We start from the raw sequence: 22,482 nt of genomic DNA on the forward strand, positions 1-22,482 counted from the left end.
CGGAGATCGGCGCCGGGCTGGCGATGCGCCGTAGGAGACAGGGCCGTGCTCCCGCGCGTGTAGCCGCAGGGCGAGCGTGCTCGCGAGGGCGTTGAGCAAGCAGCGCGGTCCAGCGATCGTCATTGTGCCTCGCCGCCTCCTGTGCACCCGACGCCCGCGCCGGGACCCCGCGGACTCCGGCGGCGTTGGCCGCCGTGGCGGCGGGGAACGCCGGAGCCTGCGTGGCGGTTAGAACCCGAGCAGAGGGGCCAGGACACAGCAACGAGGAGCACCGTTCAGCATGGGGCGGTCGCCGATCGCGGAGAGTATCCGGCTTGCTCCCTGACTGCCGACCCATTGGCCTTACCGGACCAGACGTACGCCTCCCCCGGGCCGAGCGCAGCAAGCCGCTCCGCGGTCAGTCCGGACAGTGCGGCATTCGCCTTCTGAAGATGCTTCAGCCAGGCCGGGGAAGTGAACTTGTGCAAGATCACGTGGTTGGACAGCTCGATCAGCTGGACCGGCACGGATGGCGGGTCCTGGCTCGCCACGAGGATGCTCATGCCCTTGTGCCGCATCTCGCGGACTGACTCGACGAGGCCGGACACGAGGTCGGGGCTGTCGATGTACTTGTGCGCCGCGTCGAAGACGACAAGCTTGTTGAAGCGACGGTCGCCGTCCCGGGCGTCGGCGAAGAGCTGCATGAGGACGACGAACAGGCCGAGGGCGTCGTCCTTCTCGATGAGATCGTCGCGCAGGTCCACGATGATGAGGCGGCCCGGGCGGATCTGGCTGGAGAGCCGGACGCTGTCGTCGATGTACTCCTCGGCCAGGTCCTTGATGTGGTCCTGAATGGGACCAGCACGCGGCCACCTGCCCACGCGGCGTCACCAGTCCGCCCTGGCACGACACTCAACTCGACGGCCGACTGCACCACTCGGCGCTCTTCCCCCCGAAAAGCCTGCCGGGCCTGTCCGGACCGTCTGTCCTGCACCGGCAAACCGGCGGTCGAGGCCGCCACCTACGTCTTGCGCGCGGGCTGCGAAGCTACCGTCTCCGAGACCGTCCACGCACACGGCCTGCGCCACTGCCGCTACCGCGGACTGGCGAAGACACACGTCAAGCACATCCTCACCGCCGCCGGTGCCGACCTGATCCGCCTCAGCGAGTACGTTTTACCCGGCACCTGACCAGACGCGCCTCCCGCGACTGCTCACCCCATTCCAACGAATCTGCCAGAACACCCCACGCCCGCCCGGCAGCTGATACAGCCAAGATCGCCAACAGCAACGCGGGTGCCGTCCCGGCCGACTGTGTGGCGCCGGTGCGCGCCGCGCCGCGGCTCCCGGCTTCGAGCGTCAACGTCTCGACGTGGCACCAGAGTTCGTACGTGCGGGGCTCGGAGGGTCTCGGCGGGTCTCGTTCAGATGCGGTCCATCTCCGGTGGACGTAACGGTCGATCGCTGTGGCTGCTCTCCCCGGATCCGGAGGATCTAAGGGCGCGCGGACTGCGACGGCACTTCGGCGGACCCGGCGGACTCGGTGGTCACCGGGCCGTGCGGAGTGTCCTGCGGATCCGGTGTCTTGCCCCGCGTCCGGGAGACCGCGACCCCGCACAGGCACAGGAGGCCGCCGAGGAGCGCGAGCAGGCTGGGTACCTCGCCGAGGAAGAGCCAGGACATGAGGACGACGATGACCGGTACCGCGTAGGTCGTGGCCCCCATCTTTCCGGCGGTGGTGCGGGACACGGCGTAGGCCCAGGTGCTGAACGCGAGTGCTGTCGGGAAGACACCCAGGTACACGATCTGCCAGGTCGCGGACGCGGGGGCGCGGCTCACCTGCGTGACCAGCTGGCCGCTGAACGGCAGGCAGGAGATCGCCCCGACGAGCGCCCCGAACGTCGTCACCTGGAGCGGAGTCGCGTGCTTCAGCGTCGGCTTCTGCAGCACCACACCCACCGCGTACACCACCGCAGCGAACAGGCACAACAGGACGCCGACGACCGACGATCCGCCGCTGCCGGACGTGGCGATGCCGACCACCACGGCGCCGGCGAACGACACCGCCATTCCCGCCATCAGCTTGCGGGGGAAGCCCTCCTTGAGCAGCCACCCGCCGAGGAGCGCCATCAGGATCGGCCCGACGTTGACGATCATGGCGGCGGTGCCGGCGTCCACTTCGCGTTCGCCCCAGTTCAACGCGACCATGTACGCGCCGAACCACAGGATGCCTGAGGAGGCTATGCCGGGCCAGGCCTCACGGGGCGGGAACCCCTCGCGCCGGACCAGCAGGATCGCGCTCAGGACCACGGCCGCCACCGCCAGCCTGCCGAAGGCGAGCGCACCCGGTCCGAAGTGCGTGGCGGAGCTGCGGATGGAGATGAACGCCGATGCCCACAGGACTACGGTGACGGAGGCCGCGACGAGCGCGCGGCCGTCCACTCCGCTCGCGGACCCCGCGGCGCCGGGCGCCTCTGTTGTTCCCTTCGACCGGCTCACGATTGCCTTTCTCTGGTGCTTTGCGCGTGCTTCCCGTACGTGGATGTGGTCTGCAAGATTGTCATGCGCCGACTGCTACAGCGGGAGCAGCAGGACATGCCTGATCTCGGGCTGATAAGCGGGCAGCAGAATCTGCGAAGTGACGATGATGTCCTCGTCCGAGACATGCGGAAGACGCAGCTTGAACACGTGCCCCTGCCGGTAGGCGAGCACCCTGGGCTCGCGCTCCCACAGGGCTCGGCACTCCGGGTCTTCGAGCAGTTCGTCGAGCAGCGTGCTGAGCTGCTCGTGGTGCGGGCTCGTCGCCAGCGAGAAGCGCAGCTGGGAGAGGTAGGCGGCGGCGTGCATGGGCCAGTCCGCGAGTTGTTCGCGCGCGGCGGGTGTGGTGAGGGCCCAGCGCAGAAGGTTGGCGCCCGGCTCCAGGACCCAGGGGAACCACGTCGCCATGGTCTCGCTGTGACCGACGACGTTCCACGCGTGGTCGACGCGGTACGTGGCCAGGTGTTCCTGGGCGGTGAACCACCGCGCCAGGGCGACCTGGGCCGCGTCCTGCTCCTTGGGCGCGGGCACGCTGCCGTGCCCGCCGTTCACGTACACGTGCCCGAAGAGGGCCAGACGTTCGTCGGTGCCCAAGGTCAGCGCGGTGGCGAGCCGGTTCAGCACTTCAGGGGTGAGGGGTACGCCCGCGTCGCTCTCCAGGCTGCGATACCAGCGCTCGCTCACCGCCATGCGTTGGGCGACTTCTTTCTGCGGGAGCGGTTTTCCGCTTTGTGATTCCTTTCCCGCGGTTGCTCGCCAGGCACGCAACAAATCCGGGAGTCTTACGGCGTGATGCACGGCCCGAGAAATACCTTTCTATGTATTGCGCAAAGATCCGAGAACGGTAATTCCCTGGTCAAAGTGCGAGCGTGACGGCCTGTCAGTATGCTACCCGCCGCCTGCGCGTGTGTGAGTGTGACGCCCGACACGGAGGCCGGGGGGCAGCCGAACTGGCGGCAAATATTTGCTGGTTGACGATCTTGGGAAGCGGCTGTCAGGATCTGCGGAATCCGCGGGGCCACTTCGCTCTCGACCGGCAAATTATTGCCGCTTGACCGGGATGAATTACCGCTGCATACGCTGCGGCCCGATGGCAGAAAAGCCCCCGCGAAAGAGCTGCATTCAGTCTCTGCTTTCGCGGTCGCTGAAGAGATCGCTGAGGCGAACCCTGAATCGACGACCCGATCGTCGCACTGTGCGTTCGCCGCGGCAGGGAAGAACCTCAACGAACGCTCACCCGGCACAGACCGGTGAACGAGCCTCACCGGATGGAGAACTGATCCGTGCAAGCGGTCGACACCCTTTTGCGGCGGGCGTGCGAGAAGTTCACCGACGCGACCGCGATCACCGCGGGCTCCGAGTCGGTCTCTTTCTCCGCGTTGTTGTCGCGGGCCCAGGACGTGGCCGACGAGCTGACGGCGCAGGGCATCGGACCCGGTGACGTCGTCGGCGTCCAGGGCCGTCGCAGCGCCTCGGTGATCGTGGCCGTCTTCGGCGTGTGGCGGGCCGGGGCGATCGTCATGCTCGTCGACGACGCGCTGCCCCAAGGGCGGCGGGAGACGATGCTGAACTGCGGTCCTGCCCGGGCGACCGTCGACTGCGCGCACGGCCACCGGGTCACGCTGCGGCCCGCGCCCGAGGGCGTGCCGGTCGCGGACCTCGACGACGAGGACTACGCCTATGTCGCCTTCACCTCCGGTTCCACCGGTAAGCCCAAGGCGATCATCGGCAGCCACACGGGCCTCTCACAGTTCCTGGAGTGGCAGTCCGGCGAGTTCGGTATCGGCCCGCACGACCGGTTCGCGCACCTGACGAACTTGTCCTTCGATGTCTGGTTCCGGGACGCGCTGATGCCGCTGATCTCGGGCGCCACGCTGTGCATTCCGGACCAGCAGCACCTCGACGCCGCCGGGGTGCGGGAGTTCCTGCAGAGCAAGGAGATCACCGGTTTCCACCTGGTGCCCTCGCTGGGCAAGGTGTGGCTGTCCGAGCTCGCGCAGAGCGAGCCGATGCCGGCCGTCCGGCTCTCCTTCTTCGCGGGCGAGCCGCTGGACGGCGCCCTGGTGCGCAGCTGGCAGGAGCTCTTCCCCGCCTGCCAGGTGGTGAATCTGTACGGCCCGACCGAGACGACGCTGGCCCAGCACTCCCACCGGGTCCCCGAGCGCCCGGCCGCCGGGATCCAGCAGGTGGGCCCCAACCGCCCCGGATCGCGCAGCCACATCCTGGACGAGCACGGGAAGCCGTGCGCCGACGGTGCCTCCGGCGAGATCCATATCGCCGCGGAGCACCCCTCGCACGGCTACCTCGTCGACGGTCGGCTCGTCTCGCCGTTCGTCGAGATCGACGTCGACGGGCAGCGCGTCGTCGCCTATCCGACGGGGGACCTCGGACGTCGCGCCGCGGACGGCGGCCTGGAGATCCTCGGCCGGGCGGACGACCAGATCAAGATCGCGGGCGTCCGCATCGAGCTTCAGGAAGTCCGGTCCGCGATCCAGTCGCACCCCAGCGTCCGCGACGTGTTCGTCTGCGCGCAGGAGGACCGGTTCACCAAGGTCATCGTCGCTGTCGTGGAGGGCGACACGGGCGCCGAGCGGGAGTTGCGCGACTACCTGGGCGAGCGCCTGATGAGCGTCATGGTCCCCGCGGCCTTTCTCTTCAAGGCCGAGCTGCCCAAGCTGCCCAACGGAAAGGTCGACCGCAAGGTCCTCGCCGAGGCCGCGCGCCACCACATCGAGGAGCGCGCCCGGCGCGCCGCCGACGCGAGCACGGCCGGCCCGCGGGGCGGGTCGGTGGCCGAGCGCCTCGAACGCATCTGGCTCTCCGTGGCCGGCGGCGGGGCATCCCTCGCCGACCGCGAGTCGAACTTCTTCGACGTGGGCGGAACCTCGCTGACCATCGTCGTGCTCCACGCGGAGATCCAGCGTGAGTTCGGTGTGCGCTTCCCTCTGGTCCGCCTCTTCGAGCACGCCTCCTTCAACGCGCAGCGGCGGTTCCTCGAATCCATGGCGAACGAGCCGAGCGGCCGCGTGCCCGGCGCTGCCACGGCCAGGGGCCGGGCCGGCCGTGGCCGCGTCCTGTCGGCCAGGCGCACCCGTCAGCTCTAGCAACGCCCTCTTGTACGGCACCGACTAAGGATGAACATGGAAAGTGATGACGAGCTGATCGCGATCGTCTCGATGGACTGCCGACTGCCGCAGGCGGGCAGCGTCGAGGAGTTCTGGCAGAAGCTGGTGGACGGCGAGAGCGCCATCCGGGACCTCACCGACGAGGAGGTCGCGGCGGCAGGGGTGCCGGAGAGCCGACGGTCGCGTACGGACTACGTGAAGCGGGCCGGGGTCCTGGAGGGCGTCGCCGAGTTCGATTCCACGTACTTCGGCTACTCCTCGCGCGAGGCGGATGTCCTCGATGTCCAGCAGCGCCTCATGCTCGAGTCGTCGGTGTCGCTCCTGGAACGGGCCAACATCGATCCGCACCGCACCCAGCAGCGGATCGGCGTCTTCGCGGGCTCGGGCATGAGCACGTACCTCTTCGGCGCCCTGCACCGCCCCGACCTGGTCGAGTCGCTCGGCGAGATGGTCGTGCGGCATGGCAACGACAAGGACTTCCTGGCCACCCGGATCTCGTACAAGCTGAATCTGCGCGGACCCAGCGTGAACGTGCAGACCGCCTGCTCGACCGGGCTCGTGGCCGTGCACTCGGCCGTGCAGAGCCTGCTCCTGAACGAGTGCGACGCCGCGGTCGCCGGTGCGGTGTACGTCCGCGTTCCGCAGGAGTCCGGATATCCGTACCAGGTCGGCGGTGTGCTCTCCCCGGACGGTGTCTGCCGTCCGTTCGACGCCGGTGCCAACGGCACACTCTTCACCAACGGCCTCGGCCTCGTCCTGCTGAAGCGGCTGCGCGACGCGATCGCCGACGGCGACGAGGTGCACGCAGTGATCGCCGGTTCGGCGGTGAACAACGACGGTGCCCAGAAGGTGAGTTTCACCGCGCCGAGCGTCTCGGGACAGGTCGGGGTGCTGGCCGACGCCCTGCAGCTCTCGGGCGCCAAGCAGACCGACATCACGTACATCGAGGCGCACGGCACGGGCACGGCGCTCGGCGACCCGATCGAGATCGAAGCGATCAAGCAGGCGTACGGCTACGACGGTGCGCCCTGCGGCATCGGCTCGCTCAAGGGCAACTTCGGGCACCTCAACATCGCCGCGGGCATCATCGGCCTGATCAAGGCGGCGCTGGTCCTCAAGCACAAGTACGTGCCGCCGACCATCAACATCGGCGAGGTCAACCCGGCGCTCGACCTGGACGGTTCACGGTATTTCGTGACCACCGAAGGCCGGGCCCTTGAGAGCGACACCGAGAACTGGGCCGGTGTGAGCGCCTTCGGCATGGGCGGCACCAACAGTCACGTCATCCTCAAGAGCTTCGATCAGGCCCCGGCCGAGCCCGCCGAGCCGACCGCGGGACCGAGCATCCTCACCTTCTCGGCGCGGTCCGAAGCGGCCTTGCGGCGACAGGCGGACGCCCTCGCCGCGCACCTCGCCGCGGATCCGGACGCCTCGCTCGCCCAGTACGCGTACACGCTGCGCGAAGGCAGGACACGGCATCCCTTCCGCGCGGCGCTGGCCGTGGTCGACCGGGCCGAGGCGGTCGCCCGGCTGAAGGCCGAGCGCTACCACCAGGGAGCCGAGGCGGGGGCGAACGAGATCGCGTTCGTCTTCGCGGGGCAGGGGACGCAGCGCCGGGCCATGGGCGCCGTGCTCGCCGCGAAGAACAAGCAGTTCGCCCGCCGGCTCGACGAGGCGATCGACGCGGTGAACGCGCACACCGACTTCGACGTACGCGACTACCTTGGCCCCGACGGGCAGGTCGACGGCATCGGCACCTCCGTGGCGCAGCCGCTCCTGTTCGCCGTCGAGTACGCACTGGCGACCGCGCTCATCGACGCGGGCGTCCGTCCGCGCTACCTCTTCGGGCACAGCCTCGGCGAGGTCGTCGCCGCGACGGTCGCGGGCGTCTTCGACCTGCCCACCGCGGCCGAGCTCGTCGCGACGCGGGCCCGGCTCATGGGCGACTGCCCGACCGGGGCGATGCTCGCTGTCGGCAGCCTCGAACCGTTCGCGGACCTGCTGGACGGCGGGCCCCTGGTGGTCGCGGCGACCAACTCCCCTCAGCAGTCCGTGCTGTCCGGCACCCACGAGGCCATCGAGGCGGCCGCCGCGCGCGCCGCCGAGGCAGGTCTGCACCACCAGCGCCTCGCGACGTCGCACGCCTTCCACTCGCCGCTCATGCAGAACGCCGCGGACGCGTTCCGCGACGTCCTGAAGTCGGTCGCCTTCCGGGCGCCGCGGATTCCGCTGGTGTCGAACATCACCGGCCGGCTGCTCACGGAGTACGAGGCCAAGAGCCCGCACTACTGGGCGGACCACCTGCTGCGCACCGTCGAGTTCACCGAATCCGTGGACACGCTGCGGGAGTTGGGGGTGACCCGGTTCATCGAGATCGGCCCCGGGCGGTCGATGAGCAACCTCGTCCGGGCCGGCTTCGGCTCCGCTGCCGCCTCGACCCTCGAACTGGCGCAGGCGCTCGGCGAGGTGGAGCACGAGGACGAGGCATTCGCGGACGCCGTCGCGCTCGGCTGGGCCGCCGACCCCGAGGTGTCCATCGAGGACCGTGCGAGCGCCACGCGCATGACGTCCGTGCCCACGTACGCCTTCGAGCGGCACATCCACTGGGTGGAGCCGACGCTCGGATACGCCGCGGGCGACGCCCAGAGCGTTCGTGCGGCAGGGGACGCGCCCAAGCCGTCGGCGGCGGCCGTGCCCGCGGCGAGCGACACCCGGGACGACGACTCGCCGCAGTCGGCGCCGGGCGGCGAATCCGACGAGGCGACCCAGGAGATCCGGCGGATCGTCGCGGGCATCTTCGAGAGCTTCCTCGGCGCGTCGGCGTCGGACGACGACCGCGAGTTCTTCGATCTCGGCGGCAACTCGCTCATGGCGATCCAGCTGATCAACAAGTTGCGCGAGACCTTCGAACTCGACTTCTCCGTCCGGGACTTCTACGAGAACAGCTCGGTCTCGGCGACCACGAACGTGATCAAGGCACTACTGCTCGAGGAGCCTGTCCATGCCTGAGAATTCCTTCCTCGAAGCCGGTCAGCTGGCGAAGCTGAAGGAGAGACTGAAGTCGGGGACCACGAAGGCCCCCGAACCCCGCGCACACCAGGCGTCCTCCCCGTCCACCCTGCCCGACGTGGGTGTCATCTTCTTCTCGGGCCTCAGCGGCGACAGCGATCCCTATGATCTGCTGCTCGAGGTCTCCCGCTATGTCGACGGCGCCGGATTCAGCGCGATCTGGACGCCGGAACGGCACTTCACCGAGGTCGGCGGTGCCTACCCCAACCCGGCGGTCCTCGGCGCGGCACTGGCCGTGATCACGAAGAGCGTGCGGATCCGGTCGGGCAGCATCAACCTGCCGCTGCACAACGTGCTGCGCGCGGCGGAGGAGTGGGCGCTCGTCGACAATCTGTCGGGCGGGCGCGTGGACCTCGCGGTGGCGCCCGGCTGGCACGCGCGGGACTTCGTCCTCAACCCCGACGGGTTCGAGAGCCGGGGCAAGCTGCTCAACGAGGCGCGGGAGGAGCTCCAGAACCTGTGGCGCGGGAACCCCGTCGCGCGGACCGACGCCCTGGGCGAGCAGCACGACATCCTGACCTACCCGCGGCCCGTGCAGCCGGAACTCCCGCTCTGGCTCACCTCGTCGAAGAACGCGGATTCCTGGCGGTTCGCGGGGGAGAACGGCCTCAACGTCCTGACGGCGCTCATCAACTTCGGCCCCGCCGAACTCCACAAGCGCATCGAGATCTACCGCGAGGCACGCGCCCGGGTAGGGCTCGATCCCGACGGCGGTGTCGTGTCGCTGATGCTGCACACCTATGTCGGCGCCGATGCGGACGAGGCCGTGGAGCGGGTCCGGCCGGCCATGATCGAGTACCTGGGCTCCTTCGTCACGCAGCACGCGACCTCGGGCCAGAGCGAGTCGAAGGACAAGTCCGCGACGCTCCAGAACCTCGACGCCGACCGGGACGAGTTCCTGGAGATGGTGTTCCAGCGGTACGTCTCCACCAGCTCGCTCATCGGCGATGCGGACCGGGCCCGTACCACGCTGGAGAACTTCCGCTCGATGGGCGTGAACGAGGTCGCCTGCCTCGTCGACTTCGGGCTGTCCAAGGACGAGGTCCTCGCGAGCCTCGCCCGGCTCTCGCCGCTTCTGCAGAAGGGAGCCTGACCCATGAAGACCTACAGCTTCCAGGGCGTCCGGCCGCGTATCCACCCGAGCGTCTACGCCTTCGACGACGTCGTGGTGATCGGCGACGTCGAGATCGAGGCGGACGTCAGCCTCTGGCCCGGCGTGACCATTCGCGGGGACAAGGGACCCGTCCGCATCGGCCGGGGTGCGAACATCCAGGATCACGCGATGCTGCACTCCGACCCCGACTGCCCGCTGACCGTCGGCGAGAACGTCACGGTCGCCCACAGCGCGGTGCTTCACGGCTGCGAGGTCGGTGCCGGAACAGTCGTCGGCATCGGCGCGATGCTGCTCAACGGGGTGAAGATCGGGGCGAATTGCCGGATTTCCGCGGGCATCGTACTCGGTGCGGGACCCGTCTACCCGGCGCGGAGTCTCATCGCTGGCAACCCCGCGACCGTCCTGATGGCACTGAGCGACAGCGACGTGGCGGTCCTCGACGAGACCGCCGCCGAGTACCGGGAACTCGCGGACCAGTACCGCACCGGACTCGCCCGCGTCGTCGTACCGGGACACGAGCGATCCGAGACCCGGGCCGGTAGCTGATGGGCCGTCATATCCACGGCGCGGAGGCACGGTTGCTGAGCCGATACGCGCACGGCCACCGCAGCGCGCTCGTCTGTTTCCACCATGCGGGTGGGGGCAGCTCCGCGTTCCGCGGCTGGGCGGGGGAGCTCGCCCCGCACCTGGACGTGGTCCTGGTCCAGCTCAAGGGGCGCGAGGACCGCGCGGCGGAGCCGCTCACCGACGTGATCCTCGGCGACCTCGCCGTGGAGATCGCCCAGCGCATCTGCGCACTGCCGTACGACGACATCGTGCTCCTCGGTCACAGCATGGGCGCGACCGTCGCGTGGGCGGTCGCCGACGCGATCTGGGCGGTCTACCGGCGCCGGGTGCGGGTGGTCCTTTCGGCCCAGGCGCCGCCTCCGTACACCTCCCGCATCGGCGCGTGGTCGCCGCGGGAGGTCCGCGGGGCGGCCACCGTGGACGGGGGCGGGGCCGCCGACGCGTTCCACGCGGACCTCCTCGCCGCCGACCTTGCGTGGATGTCCCGCGAGTTCCCCACCCTCGTGCCCCGGTCGCTCCCTGTCGACCTGTACTGCGTCTCGGCCGACCAGGACCACCTGGTGGCGCCCGACGCGATGGCCGGCTGGGCGTCGCTGACCACGCGGCACTTCTCTCAACTGACGGTGTCCGGAGGACACATGTACCTCCTCGCGGACCCCGCACCGCTGCTCGGGCTCGTGACGGAGCTCGCGGCTCAGAGCCCGACGGACGGAACGGACAGAGGGGCGATCGTTGTCCACTAATGCAGGTGACCGTGCGGTTGTCCGTGTCGGCTTCCAGCGGAACACCCCGCCGTTCAGCTACGCGCACGCACCGACCGCGGAGTTCGACCCCGTCGGCTACTCGGTGGACCTGGCGCGCCTCGTTCTCGCCAAGGTCTTCGGCGGTGCGCACGCGATGCCGCCGCTGGAGGCCGTCGAGGTCACGTCCTCCACGCGGGAGCGGCTGCTCGCGGAGGGGCGCATCGACATCGAGTGCGGATCGACGACGATCACGCAGGAGCGGCGGCTGCGCTCTGCGTTCAGCAGGCCGATCTTCCGCACCTCCCACCGGATCGCGGTGAAGCCCGGCGCGTTCGAGGTGGCGGGCGGTCCGCGGATCGTCGGTATCCAGGGGTCGACCAGCCAGGCCGCGCTCGAGAGCCGGACCGACCTGGAGTTCCCGTACACCTTCGTCGGTGTGGACTCCATCGGCGCGGCCAGGGACGCGTTCCTGGGCGACCCGGGCACAGGGGCCATGGTGGCGGACGAGGTGATCCTCAGGTCGCTGCTCCGGGGCGGCGCGGCGCACGAGGACATCACGCTCCTCGACGTCCGGCTCGGTGGGGAGTTCTACGGATTCATGATGCGGCGTGACGACCGGGAACTCGTCCGCGCCGTCGATGCGGCGCTGGACGAAGTGCTCGCATCCGACGCATATCCCGCGCTTCTCACCTCGTGGTTCGTCGACGAGCTCCCCGGTCTCGGGTTCGGCCTGGACATGGACCTCGCGGACGACACATTTGTGGATCGGAACAGGCAGGATCGATGAACACCACTGAAACCACGTTGCAGGACGCCTTCAGGGACGTCATGGCCTGTGTGGCCACGCCCGTCTCGATCGTGACGGCCATGTCCCGGGGCGGCGCTCCGTGCGGGGCGACGGTCAGCGCGTTCGCCTCGCTCTCGATCACTCCGGCGATGGTCATGGTCAGCCTGGACCGGAAGTCCAGAACGCTCGACGTCATCCGCGAGTCCGGCCGACTCGGGCTCAATGTGCTCGGCGCCGACCAGGCCGACCTGGCGATGTCCTTCGCGTCGAAGAGCGTCGTCGACAAGTTCCACGGGACGTCCTGGGACATCGACCACGGCGTTCCGCGCATCGCCAGGACCTCGGCGTGGATAGCGGCGGGCGTGGCCGATCTGGTGGACGGCGGGGACCACGTCATCGTGCTCGGGCGCGTGGACGTCGCGGAAGCGGAGCACGTCGAGACCAAGGCGCCTCTCGTCTACTACCGCCGCAGCTTCGGAACCCACCTTTCGCACTAGGAACAAACGGAACGACGGAACACACATGAGAAAGCACGTCAGAATCGGTCTGCTCGGGTGCGGAACGGTCGGGGAGGCCTTTGCCGAACTGCTCGTCGAGCGGCGGGCGGCGGTCGCGGACGTATCGGACATCACCCTTGATCTCGTACGCATAGCGGTGCGCGATCCGGACAAGCCGCGTTCGTCCGCACTGGATCCGAAGCTGTTCACCGGCGACGTCCACGATGTGGTGAAGGCCGACGACGTCGATGTCGTGGTCGAGCTGATCGGCGGAACCGGGCCGGCCGGCGAACTGGTGAGGACCGCGCTGAGCTCCGGAAAATCCGTCGTCACCGCCAACAAAGAGCTCATCGCGAGCCAGGGGCCCGAACTGTTCGCCGAGGCCGACGCGGCAGGGGTCGACCTCTTCTTCGAGGCCGCCGCGGTGGCGGCGGTGCCTATTCTGCGTCCCATCAGGGAATCGCTCCTCGCCGAGGACGTGCGGCGCGTTGTCGGCATCATCAACGGCACCACCAATTTCATGCTCACGCGCATGATGAGCGACGGCCTGAGCTTCGACGAGGCGCTGGCCGAGGCCCAACGGCTCGGGTACGCGGAGCCCGACGCGAGCGCCGACATCGAGGGCGCCGACGCGGCGTCCAAGATCGCCATACTCGCCTCGCTCGCCTTCAACCAGGCGGTACCGGTCGACGGCGTCAGCCGGGAGGGCATCGTCGGTCTCGACCGGGAGGACTTCGAACTGGCCGCCCGGTTCGGGTTCGTGATCAAGCTCCTCGCCGTGGCCGAGCGGTTCGCCGACCCCACCGGCGGCGCCGATGCCCCGGGGGCGATAGGCGCCCAGGTCTTCCCGGCCCTGGTCGCCCGCGACCATCCGCTGGCAAGCGTGCGCGACAGTTTCAACGCGGTGTTCGTCACCACGTCCGCCGCGGGCGAGCTCATGTTCTACGGCCACGGCGCGGGCCCCCGCCCGTCGGCGTCGGCGGTCCTCGGCGACGTCGTCGGCGCCGCGGACCAGTTGCTGCGCGGCAGGCACCGGCACATCCCGGTCGGCCCGACCGCGAGCCTGCGCCCGGCACGGGAGCTGGTGCACTCCTACTACGTCCGGGCCGATGTGGACGAGGCGCCCGGCGTCCTGTCCGAGGTGACAGGGGTATTCGGCCGCCACGGCGTATCGATCCGAACGGTGGACCAGCGCGGATCGGAACAGCAGGCGCGCGTCGTGTTCATCACCTTCCCGGCACCGGAACACGCGCTGGACAGCGCGCTGAGCGAACTGAGCGAGCTCGCGCATGTCCGGGGCGTGCACCGGGTGCTGCGCATCCATGCATAGCGAATCCATGCACAGCAAACACTGAAAGACAGGAAATCAAGGAATGTCTCAGCCGATACAGCTCGTCATCCACATCACCACTCTCCCGGGCCGCGGCCAGGAGCAGATCGACGCCTACGAGCGTCTCGCGCCGGTCGTGCGCGCCGAAGAGGGATGCCTGCAGTACGACATGCACCAGGTGAGCGGCGACCACGACCGGTTCGTGCTCATCGAACGGTGGGCGTCGGAGGGTGCGCTCGCCGCCCATGACGCCACCCCGCACATGATCGAGGCCGACGCGGCAAGCCCGGCGTTCCGCGCGGGTCCCGCGCAGGTCGTCAAGGTCGATGCCGAGAGCCTGGCCTGACGCCGCGTCTGACGCACCCGGCCCCCGAAGGCCGGGTGCGGCCGTCAGGAATGTTGCTGTGACACTGATCATCAGTGTCCGCGTTCGCGCCATTTATGAGTTTTGGGGCCGGTTACGCTGGTGGGGCTTGCGGGGGTTTCTCCTTCGTAAAGCCTGCGCAATGCACCTTTTTGTGAGAGCGGCTCCCCCATGTTCAACGGCGTACATCTGAATGACGGCAATATTCGTGACGGGGATGCCGAGGAAGCTCGCTTTCGTCGCCCCCGCCGGGTGGTGGTCACCGGGCTCGGGGCGGTGACCCCGCTCGGCGCCGACGTGCCAGAGCTGTGGCAGGGGCTGCTGGACGGCAGGTGCGGCGTACGCGAGCTGGCGGGTGAGGAGTTCGCCGACCAGCCGGTCCGTATCGCCGCACCCGTCACGGTCGACCCGGCCACGCTCATCCCGCGCGCGCAGGCCCGGCGTATGAACCGCTCCGCGCTCCTGGCCGTGATCGCCGCGCGCGAAGCCTGGCAGGACGCCGGTCTCGGGCTCGCGGACGCCCAGGAGGGCCGGGTGGCCGCGGATCGGGCCGGAATCTCCATGGGCACCATCATCGGCGGCGCCCCCGTTCTCGTGGAGGCCGACCGGCGGCTGCGGGACAAGGGGCCGCGGTACGTGCCGCCGCTGGCCGCGGCCATGACGGTCCCCTCGCAGGCGGCCTCGCAGATATCGATCGATCTGCACCTGACCGGCGAGGCCCGCACGGTCACCAGCGCCTGCGCGTCCGGCACGGAAGCCATCGGCAACGCCATCGACCGCATCCGCCACGGCCACCTCGACATGGCGCTCGCCGGAGGCAGCGAGGCCGTGCTCACACCCACGGTCATGGGGGCGTTCGCCGCCATGCGCGCGTTGTCGACCCGCAACGACGAGCCGCACGGCGCCTCCCGCCCCTTCGACAAGGCACGGGACGGCTTCGTGCACGGCGAAGGCGCCGGCGTGCTCCTCCTGGAGGCCGAGGAGCACGCGCTCGCTCGCGGCGCACGCATCTACTGCGAGGCCGCGGGCTGGGGCCTGTCCGCCGATGCCCACCACATGGCCGCCCCCGACCCGACCGGAGCGGGCATCGTGCGCGCCCTGCGCGCCGCCCTGCGCGATGCGGACGCCACGACACGGGACATCGCCCACGTCAACGCGCACGCCACGGCGACCGTCGAGGGAGACCTGGCCGAGGCCAGGGCCCTGCGCGAGGTCCTGGAGGGTCACGACGCCGCCGCCCGGCCGGTGCCGGTGACATCGTTGAAGGGCCACTTCGGACACCTGCAGGGTGCGGCCGGTGGCGTGGAAGCGGTGGCGTCCGTCCTCACGCTCCACCACGGGCTCATCCCGCCCACGCTCGGCTGCGAGAACCTCGACGACGCCATCGGCCTGGACGTCGTGACCATCGCCCCCAGGCCCGTGCCCGAGGACGGGAACCTCGTCCTGAGCAACTCCTTCGGCTTCGGCGGCCACAACGCGGTACTCGCCTTCCGCCGCTGAGCCAGGGGGCCACCGGAAGTTCCCGGACGCCCAATGGCCACTTGGGCCCATGGAGATCCGCGCGCGGCGCTCGCCTGAAGTGCATGGAGCTCGCTTTGAGGGTGGATGGGGTGGTCGGCGGTGGGCGCATCCCTGGAGGCCGTGAACGTCGTCCTGTCCAACTCGATCGCCCTGGCCGGCCTGTTGCGACGGTCGTGGCCTGGCGCTCCCTGGTCGCGACGCTGGGCCGTGCTCAGCCACGGACCGGGGCCGACAGTTCCGACAGCACCTCGGCCTCCGGCTCCTGACGTAGCGACTCACGCATGAGAGACATTCTCGTGCAACGCGCGCTCCGCTTCGAGGAGTTGAGGCGGGTCATCCTCACGAGCGGCGCAAGGGGTGCCGGGAGCCGGTGCCCTGCTCGACATGGAAAGCTGTACCACGCCGTCAACGCACAACTCCTGTCGCAGTGCAGGCCGTTGCCGCAACAGATGAACCGCAACACCGCAGGCCGAATGTGCATTGCCCGCAACCGTGCCCACCGTGCGCCCGCCCCGTCGCCCCCACCCCGCGAGCAGCCCAGGCCGACGCGATGCATGACGCGCGGGAGCGGGTCATCGACGGGTACGGGAGCGCTGTGATTCCCGCACTGCAGGGCTGACTCGCCCCTATTGCGGCCGCATCGGACTCGTTCCTTGTGGTGTCAGGGCGTGACCGCTGCGGACGTTCCATCGGCCGGTGCGGCCGCTGAGCTGGGTGGCGGTGAGCGGGCGGACGTCCAGTCGCCAGAATGCCTGGTCGGGTGCCGACAAGGCGTGGACGAGGGCCGCACGGATCACGTCGGGCTCGGCGACGGCGACGACGTGCCCGGCAAGGTCGCCCAAGGCATCGAGCCAGGATGCGACGCGGTGGCGTACCTCGCGCAGTGATTCGCCGCCGTGGGGTGCGGCAGTCGGGTCGTCCAGCCAGAGAGCGACGGCTTCCGCTTCGGCGCCTGCCACGGAGTCCAGCGTCTGGCCTCGCCAGCGGCCCATGTCGCAGGCGGCGAGGGCGGCGAGAGGTTCGGCGCGGGCAAGGCCGAGTGCCTGGGCGGTCCGGCGGCAGCGCGGGGACGGTGAGGTGTAGGTGGCAACGGCCGGGGGGAGTGAGCCGGCGGCCGCCTCGGTGCGTGCGATTCCCGCCGGGTCGAGAGGACTGTCGTCGTCGAAGCGGACCTCCTTCAAAGCTTCACTCGTGGCGGGAGATATCAGCGTGAGACGTACGGTCATCGATTCCTCCGCAGGGCCTTCACCTGGCCGTTGACCCGCGGCAACCCTATCTGCGGGGGCGTGTCGGCGTGACGGGGGCGTATCGGCGTGATAAGCGACTCACGCCCTTGGCCGGAGGTACGGCACGCGGTACGGTCACGGCGAACATTTCAACAGAACGTGACGACGGCGAGACGGAAGTCCGGTGCAAGTCCGGCACGGTCGCGCCACTGTGAGCCGAAGCGGAACCCTTCGAGGGTGACGCCGCGGTGAGTCAGACCCGTGGACCGTCGTCCTGCACCACCGTATGGGACGCGTGTTCCCCAAGGAGGTTTCATCATGGCCGATGCTGTCGTCAATGCTGCCGTTTCCGCCACTTCCGCTCCTGCACCGGCTGCTCTGCCCGTACGGGCTGTCCTGCCCTGGGCGGTGTTCGTCGGACTCCTGGCGCTGATCGCGCTTTACTTCGTGGGCGCCGAGCAGGGTGCCACCTCCGTGTTCGCCGGCACCGACGTGCACGAGTGGGTCCACGACGGTCGTCATCTGCTCGGCTTCCCGTGCCACTGAGAGGCGACAAGTACGTGCACGCCTCAACTGTGAGAAATCTGCTGGTCCGTGGCATGCTCGCGGGCCTGATCGCCGGACTCTTCGCCTTCGGTGTGGCCTACTCGATCGGTGAGCCGCCCGTCGACGGCTCGATCGCCGTGGAGGAGGCCCAGGCCGCCCAGGAAGCGCCCCACGCGGGGCACGGTGGCGCCGCGCACGAGGAGGCCGCCGAGGAGGAAGAAGCGGTCAGCCGGTCGGTGCAGTCGACCGCCGGTCTGGCCACGGGTGTTCTGGTGTACGGGGTCGCTCTGGGCGGCATCGCGTCCCTGGCGTTCTCCTTCGCGCTGGGCCGCGTCGGCCGGTTCAGCCCACGGGCGACCGCCGCGCTCACGGCCGCCGCCGCCTTCACCACCGTCTACCTCGTGCCGTTCCTGAAATACCCGGCGACCCCACCCGCGGTGGGCAACCCGGACACCATCTCGAAGCGCACCACGCTGTTCTTCCTGATGATCCTGCTCAGCGTGCTGCTCGGCATCGCCGCCGTCATCATCGGGCGGCGACTGGCACCGCGTCTGGGCAACTGGAACGCGACGCTTGCCGCCGGGGCGGGGTTCATCGCCGTGGTCGCTGTCGCGTTCGTGTTCCTGCCCGCGAACGACGACGCGGTCAAGGCCGGGTTCCCCGCAGCCCTGTTGTGGGAGTTCCGGGTCGCTTCACTGGCGATCCAGGCCGTGCTGTGGGCGGTCTTCGGCATCCTCTTCGGAGCCCTGGCACAGCGTCTCCTCGCCCCGCGGGCGGCCGACGCCAAGACCGAGGCCGAGCAGCCGACACCAGTCGTCGCCTGACCCCACGTGTAGCGCGACGTACCGGCCCCGGCCCCGCCAACCCCTTTGGGGCTGGCGGGGCTTGCTGAACCGCCGCGGGGCAGCAGGTCGGAAGGCCATTGACCCCTCCATGGACAGACAGGGCGACCCAGGTCGGCGCGACGGCGATCGCGCCGACGAGGCAGCGCACCAGCGCCCAGCCAGTCGTCTTCGCCCACCGCAGCGGCCTCGCCCCGGCGACGTAGGGCGAGGAGTCAGTGGTGGGCGTGCAATGCGTCCGCCAAGGGTCGGTGACTGTGCCGCCAGCCGGCGCCCACGGCAAGGGCGTCGACGATGTGCGGGTGGTCGGGAGCGAGGCCCGCATGCTCGTGCTCGACCACCGGATCGACGGCCGAAGCACCCATCGGGCCGACCGCCAGCTCCCCGGCCCGCGCGGGCCACAGCCGCAGCGCCCCCACCGCCGCGCCCAGCGCGATGGTGCCAAGGCCGGCCACGGCCCAGCCAAGGCCGGCCGCCCCGCCCAGCCATCCCGCCAGCGGGTACGTGAGCAGCCAGCACGAGTGCGACAGGGAGAACTGCGCCGCGAACGCCGCCGCCCGTTCCTCCTTCGGAGCCGAACGCCGGATCAGCCGCCCGGCAGGCGTGAGCACCATCGAGCACGCCGCACCGAACGCCGCCCATGTCACAAGGAGCGTGGGCCAGCGCCAACTCCCGCCCTGCCCGGTCGTGATGACTCCGAGTCCCGCGAACATGGCCACGAGGAGCAGTGCCCCGCTCAGCATCACGGTCCGGTCCCGGACCCGGTCGAGCACGCGGGGCAGGACCAGTGCGACGGCCATCGAGCCGCCGCCGTACGCCCCCAGGGCGAGGGACACCGAGCCGACCGAGAGCCCGAACACGCCCTGCACGTACACCACGGAGTTCACGGTCACCATGGCGCTCGCGGCCGCGACCGCGAGGTTCAGAGCCAACAGGGAACGCAGCTGCGGCACCTGGAAGAAGAGTCGGCTGCCCGCCGTGGCCTTGGCGTGGATCGGCCCCGTACGCGGAGCGGCGGTCGGCTTCGGCAACGCGACGGACACGACCAGCGCGGCCGACGCCACGAAGCCCAGCATCGTGCCGGTGAACAGCCAGTTGTACGTCATCACGGTCAGCAGCAGGCCCGCGAGTGCCGGGCTGAACAGGCTCTCCAGGTCGTAGGCGAGCCGGGACAGCGAAAGCGCCCGCGTGTAGTCGCGCTCCTTCGGCAGTACGTCCGGGATGACGGCCTGGAAGGCCGGGGTGAACGCCGCCGACGCGGACTGGAGGAGGAAGACCAGGACGTAGACCTGCCAGACCTGGCCGACAAACGGCAGGCACAGGGCGACCCCTGCCCGGATCAGGTCGGCGCCCACCAGCAGCGTGCGGCGTGGCAGCCGGTCGGCGAATGCGCCGATCGCGGGGGCGGTGAGCACGTACGCCGCCATCTTGATCGCGAGCGCGGTGCCGAGCACCTCACCGGCGCTGTCGCCCGCGATGTCGTACGCGAGCAGGCTGAGCGCCACCGTCGCCAGACCGGTGCCGCTCAGGGCGACGACCTGCGCGGTGAAGAGGTGACGGTAGGTGCGGTTGCGCAGAACGGACAGCATGCGGAGGGCTCCCCGGTCGTAGGGGCGATCGGCTGTTCAGCCAGCCTAGCTTTCATGTGCGCATCTGCGCACATGACAATTAAGACTGTCCCGTCCACCCCGCTCTAGGCTGGGCGCATGCCCAAACGCGAGCCTGTCCCAGCTGCGCCCCATGCGCACCTGCGCGAACCTGACACCGCCCGTCTCGCCGAGGCGACCCGGGTGTTCGCGCTGCTCTCGGATCCGACGCGGCTGCATGTGCTGTGGCTGCTCGCGCTCGGGGAGGGCGAGTCGGACGTCGGCTCGCTCGCCGAACGCTGCGCCGCGTCCCGCACCGCGGTCAGCCAGCACCTGGCCAAACTCCGCCTCGCCGGCCTTGTGGAGACGCGCCGCGATGGCCGCCACATCCACTACCGCCTGGCTGACGGCCACTTGAAGCGGCTGGTCATGGAGGCGCTCAGCCACGCCGATCACCGGGTGAGCGGGCAGGCACCGCACGACTGAGGATTCGGGCCTGGGCATGGGTGGGCCCCGGCCGGACAGCGGGGGCGTCCGGCCGGGGCCGCACCACTTACTTCCGCGTGCCCGCCCGGCGCCGTACGAGATGGACGCCGACGGTCTTACCGGCTTGGCATCCGGTGTCCCCGCGGCATCGCATGAATGCGCGTCCGTGTGCGGGCCTCAGGCGTGCGGCAGCGTCCCGCGCCCGGTCGTGCGCTGGATGACCACGCGGAGAACGGATCGCGGTGAGCGCCTCAATCCGCGCAGCACATGGCTCAGTTGGGGCCATCGGGCGTGACAGGCTGGGCCGGATGGCTCGTAGGCGGGTGCGGCGCCTCAGCGGCGGGACGTGGCTCGACTTGGGATGTCCGGGCCTGGGGCGACGGTCCGGCGAGGGAGGCACTGCGGGCGGCTTCGGCACGCACCAAGGCGCACACGACCGCGAAGGGATCTGCGGGCATGACTGGCTGCTCCTGCGAGAGAAGGATGACCGACGCGGCGCGTCCCCGGACGTCTGCCGGGGACGCGGGAGCGGTCAGCAGCGCAGGACGCGGCTGGAACCCGTCGCGGAACAGGGCGCGGGGCCCATGGCGGCCCGACGGATGAACTGGGCTGACGAAGCCGCACCGTGCCAGGCACCGACATGAATGGCGCTGGCACCTTGGGGTGCCACCGAGGGGTGTCGCATCTTGCTCGAGGAGCCTGATCCGGCACGCCAGGCATGGGCGCCGTCGTGCTGGCCGGATTCGTGTCGGTTCGACTCGAAGCTGTCGCCCGCAACGCCCGACGGACTGTCGGGAGCGGCGACTGATACCGGCATCGCAGGGCTCGCGGCGGCGGTCGCGCTCCCATGGAGGAGTGCGGCAAGGGCGATGAGTACGATGACGCCCGCAGTTCGCGACAGGCGGCACAGGAGTACGCCGTACTGGGGCATCAGGCGCACCTCCCGTTGTCGATCTCTGCGGTGCAGCCAACAGCAACGAGCGGTGACACGCCCCTGGAACTCCGTCAGAAGAGCGCTGTTTCACCCAAATGGCGAACCGGCCAGGGCGAACCGGCGAGCACGCGACTTCCTGCCGGCCGCTGATTACCGTTGGCCGGCCCGGCGTGCGCGGAAGGCGGCTGCCTTGACCCGGCTTTGGCAGGCCGTGGAGCAGAACTGGCTAAGGCGACCTTGACACCGCGGGCGCCCGCGCTGTCGCCTTGCGTAGTGGCTGGCTGCCCCTGTCGGTCAGAAGTTCTTGACCAGCCAGGTCGCCACCCACAGGGTCATGGCCAGTGTCGCGAGGGCGCCGATCGCGAACGCGATACGGCGATAGTTCCTGCGCTTCATGTCCCACCTCGGAGGGGGTGCGTCCGCTCTCTACTCCAGGATGTACCCCCTCCGGCAGGCGCTTGACCGGCGCCGGTAGTGACACGGCGCGGCTTGCGCCCCATCATGGGTGGGTCAAGGCGGAGCTGTACTCCCTGCTGGGGACCTCCGTCGCGGTCATCGTCCACCATCTGGCGTTCGACTCCAGCTACGGGTTCGTGCATGCCGACGCCGCGATCAACCCGGAATCGGGGTGGACGTCGTCCGCGCACGCGGGGTTGTCCGTGGTGGCCGCTCACGTCGTACTGACAGCCCTGTGCGCCGTACTGCTGCACGGCGTGGATGCCACTCGGCGGCGCGTCCTGTACGCGGCCGGGCGGGGGTGGAAGGCGATGCGTGCGGTGCTGCGCAGGCTGTTCGTTCCTGCCTGCACGCCCCTGGACCTGACTGCCGTGGGTGCCACTTGGCGCGCATGTCCACGACCCGGCCGGGCGCCACCCGTTCGAACTCTCCTTGTCGCCACGGTCATTCGCCGTGGCCCACCCCCTCATCGGCCGCTCGCCGTCTGACAGCCCTGAGCCGCCCCGCTGGCCTCGCACAGCTCGCACCATTCCGATCTGGGGAAGTTCGCGGGCCGTCAGGTTCTGGTGGTCGGGGCCGGGCAGTCGGCGCAGGAGAGTGCGGCCCCTGCTGCACGAGGCGGGAGCGAAGGTCGAACTGCTCGTCCGTGCACCGGAGTTGGTCTTCGGCTCAGGTCCGGGGTCCGCACCGCATTGGCAGCCGGACACCCCGCTGGACCGTTCCTGGGCGTTGTACGCGGTGGTCCATCACGCGGCCGCCTTCCGGCTGCTGCC

20 protein-coding genes and 1 riboswitch are annotated in these 22,482 nt (G+C 69.8%); of the genes, 15 read left to right on the plus strand and 5 right to left on the minus strand.

Features of this window, described 5'->3' with window-relative positions; genetic code table 11:
- Nucleotides 1-275: 275 nt before the first annotated feature.
- Nucleotides 276-860 carry a hypothetical protein gene (locus OG453_RS31850; RefSeq protein WP_266872011.1) on the minus strand — a complete coding sequence of 195 codons (585 nt, stop codon included), beginning with the start codon at nt 858-860 and terminating at the stop codon, nt 276-278.
- On the opposite strand from OG453_RS31850, the gene OG453_RS31855 reads away from it, so the two are divergent.
- A complete protein-coding gene (locus OG453_RS31855; protein ID WP_266872012.1) occupies nt 822-1,169 on the plus strand; it encodes a transposase in 348 nt (115 codons plus the stop codon). The genes OG453_RS31850 and OG453_RS31855 overlap by 39 nt on opposite strands.
- Nucleotides 1,170-1,472: 303 nt before the next feature.
- Here the strand turns inward: OG453_RS31855 and OG453_RS31860 are convergent, their stop codons facing one another.
- The gene (locus tag OG453_RS31860) at nt 1,473-2,420 is read right to left on the minus strand and encodes a DMT family transporter (protein WP_266873197.1); all 948 of its coding nucleotides are present in this window, start codon (nt 2,418-2,420) and stop codon (nt 1,473-1,475) included.
- A gap of 132 nt (nt 2,421-2,552) precedes the next feature.
- Entirely contained in the window at nt 2,553-3,314 is a 762-nt protein-coding gene (locus OG453_RS31865) for a helix-turn-helix domain-containing protein (protein WP_266872013.1), read from the minus strand.
- A gap of 485 nt (nt 3,315-3,799) precedes the next feature.
- Here OG453_RS31865 and OG453_RS31870 point away from each other — a divergent pair, with 485 nt between their 5' ends.
- The 10 genes from OG453_RS31870 to OG453_RS31915 all read left to right on the plus strand — a co-directional run bounded on the left by OG453_RS31870 (nt 3,800) and on the right by OG453_RS31915 (nt 15,612).
- Nucleotides 3,800-5,620, plus strand: coding sequence for a non-ribosomal peptide synthetase (locus tag OG453_RS31870; RefSeq protein WP_266872014.1), 1,821 nt, complete (start codon nt 3,800-3,802; stop codon nt 5,618-5,620).
- A 36-nt stretch (nt 5,621-5,656) separates the two neighbouring features.
- Nucleotides 5,657-8,650, plus strand: coding sequence for a beta-ketoacyl synthase N-terminal-like domain-containing protein (locus OG453_RS31875; RefSeq protein WP_266872015.1), 2,994 nt, complete (start codon nt 5,657-5,659; stop codon nt 8,648-8,650).
- Complete coding sequence (locus tag OG453_RS31880; RefSeq protein ID WP_266872016.1) at nt 8,643-9,803, plus strand: MupA/Atu3671 family FMN-dependent luciferase-like monooxygenase; 1,161 nt, start codon at nt 8,643-8,645, stop codon at nt 9,801-9,803. The genes OG453_RS31875 and OG453_RS31880 overlap by 8 nt, the downstream gene beginning before the upstream one ends.
- A 3-nt stretch (nt 9,804-9,806) precedes the next feature.
- Entirely contained in the window at nt 9,807-10,370 is a 564-nt protein-coding gene (locus OG453_RS31885) for a gamma carbonic anhydrase family protein (protein WP_266872017.1), read from the plus strand.
- Between the two features lie 32 nt (nt 10,371-10,402).
- Entirely contained in the window at nt 10,403-11,134 is a 732-nt protein-coding gene (locus OG453_RS31890) for a thioesterase II family protein (protein ID WP_266872018.1), read from the plus strand.
- Nucleotides 11,124-11,921, plus strand: coding sequence for a transporter substrate-binding domain-containing protein (locus tag OG453_RS31895; RefSeq protein ID WP_266872019.1), 798 nt, complete (start codon nt 11,124-11,126; stop codon nt 11,919-11,921). Before OG453_RS31890 ends, OG453_RS31895 begins: the two co-directional genes overlap by 11 nt.
- The gene (locus OG453_RS31900) at nt 11,918-12,418 is read left to right on the plus strand and encodes a flavin reductase family protein (RefSeq protein ID WP_266872020.1); all 501 of its coding nucleotides are present in this window, start codon (nt 11,918-11,920) and stop codon (nt 12,416-12,418) included. The genes OG453_RS31895 and OG453_RS31900 overlap by 4 nt, the downstream gene beginning before the upstream one ends.
- 25 nt (nt 12,419-12,443) lie before the next feature.
- A complete protein-coding gene (locus tag OG453_RS31905) occupies nt 12,444-13,748 on the plus strand; it encodes a homoserine dehydrogenase (RefSeq protein ID WP_266872021.1) in 1,305 nt (434 codons plus the stop codon).
- A 43-nt stretch (nt 13,749-13,791) separates the two neighbouring features.
- Nucleotides 13,792-14,094, plus strand: coding sequence for a putative quinol monooxygenase (locus OG453_RS31910; RefSeq protein ID WP_266872022.1), 303 nt, complete (start codon nt 13,792-13,794; stop codon nt 14,092-14,094).
- A gap of 189 nt (nt 14,095-14,283) precedes the next feature.
- The gene (locus OG453_RS31915; protein ID WP_266872023.1) at nt 14,284-15,612 is read left to right on the plus strand and encodes a beta-ketoacyl synthase; all 1,329 of its coding nucleotides are present in this window, start codon (nt 14,284-14,286) and stop codon (nt 15,610-15,612) included.
- Between the two features lie 647 nt (nt 15,613-16,259).
- Here OG453_RS31915 and OG453_RS31920 read toward each other — a convergent pair.
- Entirely contained in the window at nt 16,260-16,859 is a 600-nt protein-coding gene (locus OG453_RS31920; protein WP_266872024.1) for a histidine phosphatase family protein, read from the minus strand.
- 175 nt (nt 16,860-17,034) lie between these two features.
- A riboswitch (cobalamin riboswitch) is annotated at nt 17,035-17,118 on the plus strand.
- 59 nt (nt 17,119-17,177) lie between these two features.
- Here OG453_RS31920 and OG453_RS31925 point away from each other — a divergent pair.
- Together OG453_RS31925 and OG453_RS31930 are read left to right on the plus strand one after the other, a co-directional pair.
- The gene (locus OG453_RS31925) at nt 17,178-17,405 is read left to right on the plus strand and encodes a CbtB-domain containing protein (protein WP_266872025.1); all 228 of its coding nucleotides are present in this window, start codon (nt 17,178-17,180) and stop codon (nt 17,403-17,405) included.
- A gap of 14 nt (nt 17,406-17,419) precedes the next feature.
- On the plus strand, nt 17,420-18,229 hold the full coding sequence (locus OG453_RS31930) for a CbtA family protein (protein WP_266872026.1): 810 nt from the start codon (nt 17,420-17,422) through the stop codon (nt 18,227-18,229).
- A gap of 233 nt (nt 18,230-18,462) precedes the next feature.
- Here the strand turns inward: OG453_RS31930 and OG453_RS31935 are convergent, their stop codons facing one another.
- Nucleotides 18,463-19,836, minus strand: coding sequence for an MFS transporter (locus tag OG453_RS31935; RefSeq protein WP_266872027.1), 1,374 nt, complete (start codon nt 19,834-19,836; stop codon nt 18,463-18,465).
- Between the two features lie 117 nt (nt 19,837-19,953).
- Between OG453_RS31935 and OG453_RS31940 the strand changes: the two genes are divergently transcribed.
- Complete coding sequence (locus OG453_RS31940) at nt 19,954-20,319, plus strand: helix-turn-helix transcriptional regulator (RefSeq protein WP_266872028.1); 366 nt, start codon at nt 19,954-19,956, stop codon at nt 20,317-20,319.
- Between the two features lie 1,392 nt (nt 20,320-21,711).
- Nucleotides 21,712-22,197 (plus strand): hypothetical protein, encoded by a 486-nt coding sequence (locus OG453_RS31945; protein WP_266872029.1) that lies wholly within the window; start codon nt 21,712-21,714, stop codon nt 22,195-22,197.
- The last annotated feature ends 285 nt before the right edge of the window (nt 22,198-22,482 follow it).

Source organism: Streptomyces sp. NBC_01381 (assembly GCF_026340305.1).
GTDB lineage: Bacteria > Actinomycetota > Actinomycetes > Streptomycetales > Streptomycetaceae > Streptomyces.